Source organism: Mucilaginibacter antarcticus (genome assembly GCF_042686155.1).
In the GTDB taxonomy this organism is placed as follows: domain Bacteria; phylum Bacteroidota; class Bacteroidia; order Sphingobacteriales; family Sphingobacteriaceae; genus Mucilaginibacter; species Mucilaginibacter antarcticus.
The window spans coordinates 49265-55759 of sequence record NZ_JBHUON010000027.1 but is presented as its reverse complement, the minus strand read 5'-3'; the positions used below and the strand labels follow the sequence as shown (position 1 = coordinate 55759).

The 6495-nt window shown below is 41.6% G+C and carries 4 protein-coding genes; all 4 read right to left on the bottom strand.

Annotation, left to right across the window (positions count from 1 at the left end; translation table 11 throughout):
* Nucleotides 1-231: 231 nt before the first annotated feature.
* The gene (locus ACFSYC_RS17515; RefSeq protein WP_377130143.1) at nt 232-2172 is read right to left on the bottom strand and encodes an outer membrane beta-barrel protein; all 1941 of its coding nucleotides are present in this window, start codon (nt 2170-2172) and stop codon (nt 232-234) included.
* A 105-nt stretch (nt 2173-2277) separates the two neighbouring features.
* Nucleotides 2278-4362: an InlB B-repeat-containing protein gene (locus ACFSYC_RS17510; protein WP_377130142.1), complete on the bottom strand. Its 2085-nt coding sequence runs from the start codon at nt 4360-4362 to the stop codon at nt 2278-2280.
* A 115-nt stretch (nt 4363-4477) separates the two neighbouring features.
* Nucleotides 4478-5044, bottom strand: coding sequence for a helix-turn-helix domain-containing protein (locus ACFSYC_RS17505; protein ID WP_377130141.1), 567 nt, complete (start codon nt 5042-5044; stop codon nt 4478-4480).
* 564 nt (nt 5045-5608) lie between these two features.
* Nucleotides 5609-6376: a DUF4382 domain-containing protein gene (locus ACFSYC_RS17500; protein ID WP_377130140.1), complete on the bottom strand. Its 768-nt coding sequence runs from the start codon at nt 6374-6376 to the stop codon at nt 5609-5611.
* Between the last annotated feature and the right edge of the window lie 119 nt (nt 6377-6495).

The window sequence follows — 6495 nt, the reverse complement described above, 5'->3', positions numbered from 1 at the left end:
CCTGGTCGTTACAGACAAATTTGTTATTAGCGCCTCGGGAATGAAGCCTAAGAGCTGTTTTACATTGATGGTATGATCTTTAAATATGGCCATATCTGATATTCAGATATCTATATCAAATAAAACCAAATCCTTCAAAACAAAAAAGTCGGAAGATTAATCTTCCGACCATGACTGGCCTTTCAGGTGGCTTTTTAGTTTACAAGCTATTGTACTTGTATTAATTTTTACTTACTTAATAATATCAATGATAACCGTACGGTTATAAAAGCGCTCTTCAGGTAAGCTGTTATCAAACGGCGAATGACCGGTATCTGCACCGAAACCAGATGTGTCAAACTTAACATTACTTATACCCTTTGCAGCTAACGCAGCTTCAATAACCTTTTGGGTTTCTTGCGCACGGCTTTCAGATAGTTTTTGGTTGTAAACCGGTTCGCCAATAACATCGGTATGGCCGTGTATTAACACATTTGCGCCATCAGTAATCAATGGTGCTACCTTGTCTGTTAAAAACTTTTTGTATGACGCTATGGTTGTTGCTTTATCAAAGCTAAACATAATGCTGTACTTAAGTCCCTTTAAAACAGTTTCATCCTGGCGTGTTAAATGCACAGTATTTTCCTTTTTAACAGCAAGGCCGTTAGTGGTTTCGCCCGTCATGGTTACTGTATAATCGCCGGTCGGGCTATTGCCTAATATGGTATTACCCGGTATACTTACCATGTCCGCATAATAAGGGCCATAGTGTTGTGTAGTACCACTGGTTGATGTCACGTCAACAGACCATGATTTAAGTAACTGCTTAGCAGAATCAACCGTTAAAACAACGTGGCTGTCAAGCGGATCGGCCTGTGAATTGGTGTATTGTACAGGTTTCATCATGCCACCGCCAACTTCAGCCAGTAATGCTGTTGATTTGCTTTCAATATCAACTCTGCGATTTTCTGCACTTAACAGGTCAAGATCTTTTGTACCACCTATTTTTTCTGACGGTGGGTGCGGTTTAAAGCTGCCTTGTACAGCAATGCGCGAGCCATCAATACCAAATACGTTAACCAGGTAATCTTTTACAGACGATGCCATTGCTTTACCATCTGCAGGGCCGGCGGCCGATGCTCCGTTTAAAACAATAACTGCGCCTGGATTTAAACGCATTCTGTCGCCAACAACATTTAAAATGTTATGGTAAACATTTAGCTGGCCGGCAGAACGGCCCGGCGTATTTGTAGATTTTGGCTGTTGTAATTGCATTTCATTAAACGCCGTAGCTTCACTATTAGTGAGCAATATATACCTGCTCGGTATAGACGTTGATGCCGCATCAAAAAATACTGCATTAAGTAATGGCAGTGTTTCGCTTACCTCGCGTGCAGCAGCAGTTTTAGGTGCGCGCACAGCTAAATTAAACTCATGCGCCCGCGGTGTTACCACCATTGGCAATGGCGCAGCCTCTCTTACAACTGCCTGATGTGCCTTACCAAATTTTAATGCCATGCCTATCCGAACAGTTTGAATGGTCATACTTTCAATACTGCGGGGTTGTTGGCCAAAATATGGTTGGTATGAAATAAAGGGCGACAAGCTAACCTGGTGTAGGTTTGATGGTTTTGACATCATGATATCATAACCCATACCCACCTGGCCAGAAAACTGGTATTGTTTGGTGTCGCTAAAATCAGCAACAGTATTTGGTTGTTTTAACTGCGTATATTTAAAATCTTTATTGATGTTGTATGCCACGCGCGGACCAGCAAAAAAGTACAGGTTGTTTGATTTAAAACCTAAACGCAAGCTGGGTTCGATAGAGATATAGTTTAAATCTGAATGTAAGGTAACCGGGCAGTTGCAGGGTGCAACAACATCGTCAAATTTTGCCCCGCGGCCATCATAAGCCAGGTTTAACATCAGGCCCCAAATTGGCGTAGGGCGATATTCTATTAAAAATGATGCGTATGGACGCACGCCAAATGCTTTATGCAAAGCAGTAGGTGCAATTAAAGTGTTGTTTAATGTTTGGGTTGTACCGTCATAAAAATTAACATTGGCCGCACCGGATACGCCTACCCACCATGTAGGCGGGGTGTTTTGTCCCTGTACATTGCTACAGGCAAAAATTAAAACCATAAAAGCTATGGTTAATTTTTGTAATGATATATAAGTTTTTAACATAATATTTTGATTTGAAATTAATGTGGAGTTATGTAGATCAATGACCACCCTCATCTCAAAAAACTTTTCGAAATGAGGGGGTATTGATTAAGCAATAGCGATATCTTATGGATTATTAATGGTAGTGTTTACCATGGTAACCGAAGCTACCAATGATATTGCCCTGCCATTAAGCACGGTTTGTACCGTGTTGCCCGCTGTAGAGAAAGTAACACCAGCTGATGATATAATAGTACCTACCATAACACCGCCACCGGCGCCATTAATTGTAGCGGCAGTACCTACATACCAATACACATTTTCTGGTTTAGCACCACCTGTTAATATAATACTGCGTGCGCCCAAAGGACCTGCAATACCTACTGTTAACGATGTGGGTGCCTGGAATACCCATACGGCATTTGGATTGCCTTGCGCGTCAAGCGTAAGGTTGCCGTTAGTGATTTTGAACGTACCGCTTGCAGATTTGTAGGTGCCTGGTGTTAATGTCAAGCCTCCTAATTCGCCTGCACCCGGATCAGTACCACCTGGCCTGTTAGCCGGCGATATACTGATATAGAATGCATTGGCCGCAGCCAGCGCAAGTGTTGCAATGTTGAATTTTGGTGCCGTACCCGGGAATGGAGGGGCAGAATAAAGGCCGCCTGTTACTAAACCCACGTTTAACGGTGTTTCTGTATAAACATCACCGGTTAGGCCGTCATGGAAACCTGTAATTGCAGTAGAAACCGCTGTGGTACCTAATGAACCGTTATTGATTACTGTATTTATGCCCTGATTTGTTACACCTGCCGTGCCGCCAAAGGCGCCAAAGATAGATGAGAACAACGGTGCCACGGCCGGGGTGGCTATAAAGTTTGCCGTAATGTTTTTATTGCCATTCATGTTAACAGTCAATGGGTTTACACTACCACCGGCGTCTCCGCTCCATGATGAGAATACAAAACCGGTATTAGGCTTTGCTGTAAGCGTAACCAAGCTACCCGAAAGATAGGTAGCCGTGTTAGGGTTTTTATCAACAAGGCCATTTACTGCGGTAACATTTAGCGTGTATGCGTTTTGAGTAAAGTTGGCTACCAACGTACGGTTATTAGTTAACGGGAAGGTGTAAGCCGCACTTGTTGATACAATTACGTTATTATCTGTCCAGTTTGTAAAGGTATAGCCGGTATTGGTAATAGCGGTTGCTGTTACTGACGTGCCCGACGGGTAAGAGTTTGAGCCCGTTGTTGAACCGCCTGCAGGTGGCGCCGACGATAATACTAATACAAATTGAGAAGCCGGAACTAAGGTAAAGTTAGCTACCAATGTTTTGTCTGCAACCAATAAAAACGTATAAGTAGGGCTGGTAGAAACTACGGTTCCGCCAACTGTCCAGTTAACAAAGCTATAGCCGGCTGTAGGGGTAGCCACTACAGTAACATTAGTACCCGCGTTATATGAGCCACCGCCCGTTGTTGTGCCGCCTGGTCCAGGATTTGAAGAAAGTACTACCGCGAATTGACCTACCGGAACGACTGCGAAGTTCGCAATCAAAGCCCTGTTGCCCGCCATTTTAAACGTGTAACTTGAACTTGTTGATACCACGTTACCGCCTTCTGTCCAATTGGTAAAGATGTAACCTGCATTAGGTGTGGCCGTAACCGTAACACTAGCACCTTGTGCAAATGTTCCTGCACCACCTGTAACACCACCAATAACCGGGTTGGCTGATAATGTAACCTGTGGTATTGTAGTAAAAGACCAAACGTTATCATTTGTTAATGCTGTACGGAACCTATCAGCGGCGCCTGTGGTTATCGTTGCTGTGTATACGCTAAACGGCGCTAATGCAACCGTTGGAGTAAAAGTAAATACCGCCGGGTTTGATGTAGTTTTAATTTGACCGGCTACCACTGTTGCGCCTTGCTTAACTATGAATGTTTTGCTATTAATAGTGGTGCTATCCATAGCGGTATTAAAAGTTGCTGTAATTACTTTGTTAAGCACTACATCCACTGCTTTATCCATAGGGTCAGTTACCACAGTTGGGCAAACGCCCTGTACAGCTGCAAACTTGTCTTTTTTACAGCCTGCTGTAAAAAGTAACGCAAGCAGGGCCAGGTACCACGTAGCGTTGAGTAATTTTGAATAGCCATTACCTTTACGTAGTGGCGATTCAGTTAGGGGTGGGGTAAAATTTTTTTTCATGTTATCTTATTTAAAAAACATAGCTGTATGAAGCCCTTTATTGGGCAAAATTTAGCACGATACAAACATAGCCCCGTAATAAGGGCCAGCTGTTACATAATTTTTCTAATAAGTTTTATAATTCACACATTGGCGAAGGTAACAGGCCGTTGCATTCCAGATGTTTGAAGCGTGAGGGGGTGATGCCGGTTACTTTTTTAAACTGCGTTGATAGATGCGCAACACTGCTGTAGTGCAGTTTCCAGGAAATTTCAGTAAGGTTAAGTTCTTTATTGCAAATCAGTTCCTTTACTTTTTTTATCCGGTTAGTTATTACGAAATTTTCTATAGTTGATCCCTGTGTTTCAGAGAATACGTTAGCAAGGTAAGTATAATCGAGATTAAGCTTTTGACTTAGGTAGTACGAGAAATTAGTTTTTAAAATAGTGTCAGGCTTGCTAAATATTTCTAAAACAGCGTGCTTGATCTTTTCTATCAGGATAGTCTTTTTATCATCAATTAGTTCTAACCCCGCCTTTTGTAAAGCAATTTTTATTTTTTCCATTTGCACAGCAGATACGGGTTCGCAGGTCTCAAGCCAACCCGGTCCAATAGTCGTACAATGGATATCAATATTTTCAAGTTCAAATTTCACTACCAGTTGGCAGCTAATACAAACCATTTTTTTTATAAACAGTTTCATCTGTATTGGGTGTGCAAAGCAAGTGCCCCCATTTGAAATTATGTTTTTTGAGTAGGATTAGCTTAATTTGGTAATACATAACTCACTGGTAATCAATTATATATTGCCTTTTTAGTTGATGTTTTTCGACTCTAGCAATTGCTAAATAAATGCCTTGCAATACAATTTATAAACCTCTTAATTATTAAATAATGTATGGCGAAAGTATTAATCGTTTAAAGAATAATTCGGTAGATATTCTTGTTTTCGTTATAGTTTTTGAACTTAAAATAAATAAATACAACCAAGGGCTATAATTGCCTGCCGACATAAGGTGTGCTTTTGCTTACTATAACAGATTAATGTATCTTTTTAACTAATAATACGACCCAGGCTTGCAGGTGCCAGGAAACTGGAACAGCGCTTTAACTCGTTAAAATTACCGGATAACAAAATCTAGCTCGAAAGAATAGAAGTTGTCAAATGATATGTAAAGTAGACCATAAGCGCTGGCTTTAAATTAACTTAATAAAAAAGGGAGCTAAACTAGCTCCCTTTATCTGTTTGAATATAATGGGGGTATTATTATTGTGAAATGCTGATAGTGCCCATGTCATTTATGGCGCCTTTGCTTACGGTAACACCATTTACAATTTTAGCAGCATATGGGCTAACCGGTAAAAAATGAACGCTGTAAGTGCCTGTAGGAAGACCCGGGAAATAAAAGCGGCCGTTTACATCTGTCAGTGTACCTACAGTATCTGTACCCATAATAGCCAGCACTTTAGGAAATGATAAAGCCGGGTTTACACTGCCTGAGATTACACCCGACACTGCAGTAGCTATGCCACGTATAACCGGTTTAAGTATATATTTACCATTACCGGTAGTTACTATAGACTGAGCTGCATCAAAGTCGAGCAATAGGGTGTAGCCAACGCCTGCAGTCAGGTTATCGTTAAATTTCAATTTAACACCTGATGTTTGGCCACTTGGGGTAGTAAGATCATATGCAACACCGTTAATTACCACTTTATTGCCGGTTGGGTTCAATACCAAACGTACTTGTTGAATAGTGCCGGCAGGGATGTCTTGTTCAGCCAATACAGTATCCTTGCCTAAACGGAACCGCAAAATGTCAATGGGCCCGCCACCCACATTTAGGGTATGCTCGCCGTTGCCTGTAACTACAACAACACTTTTTATACTAAGTATTACAGCATCGTACGCGCCGGGCGCGTCGGTCATCTTAACCGTAACACGGGATGAAGTTGTTGAAGCGTTATCGTTCTTTTTGCAAGAAGCTAATCCCAGACCTGCAAGAGCTAGTGTCAGGAACATTAATTTTTTCATAATCGTTGTGTTTAAATATTGTGAATGTTAATGTAGCGGGTAGTCCATTAACCTTGCCAACCAGGGTGATGTACCGATGAAGGTATCCTATGTATCGACAAACGATGCTGTAAAGGAGG

Excerpts from the sequence above, each read along its gene's own strand:
- ACFSYC_RS17515 (WP_377130143.1), bottom strand. The coding sequence starts at position 2,172 with ATGTTAAAAACTTATATATCATTACAAAAATTAACCATAGCTTTTATG.
- ACFSYC_RS17510 (WP_377130142.1), bottom strand. The coding sequence starts at position 4,362 with ATGAAAAAAAATTTTACCCCACCCCTAACTGAATCGCCACTACGTAAA.
- ACFSYC_RS17505 (WP_377130141.1), bottom strand. The coding sequence starts at position 5,044 with ATGAAACTGTTTATAAAAAAAATGGTTTGTATTAGCTGCCAACTGGTA.
- ACFSYC_RS17500 (WP_377130140.1), bottom strand. The coding sequence starts at position 6,376 with ATGAAAAAATTAATGTTCCTGACACTAGCTCTTGCAGGTCTGGGATTA.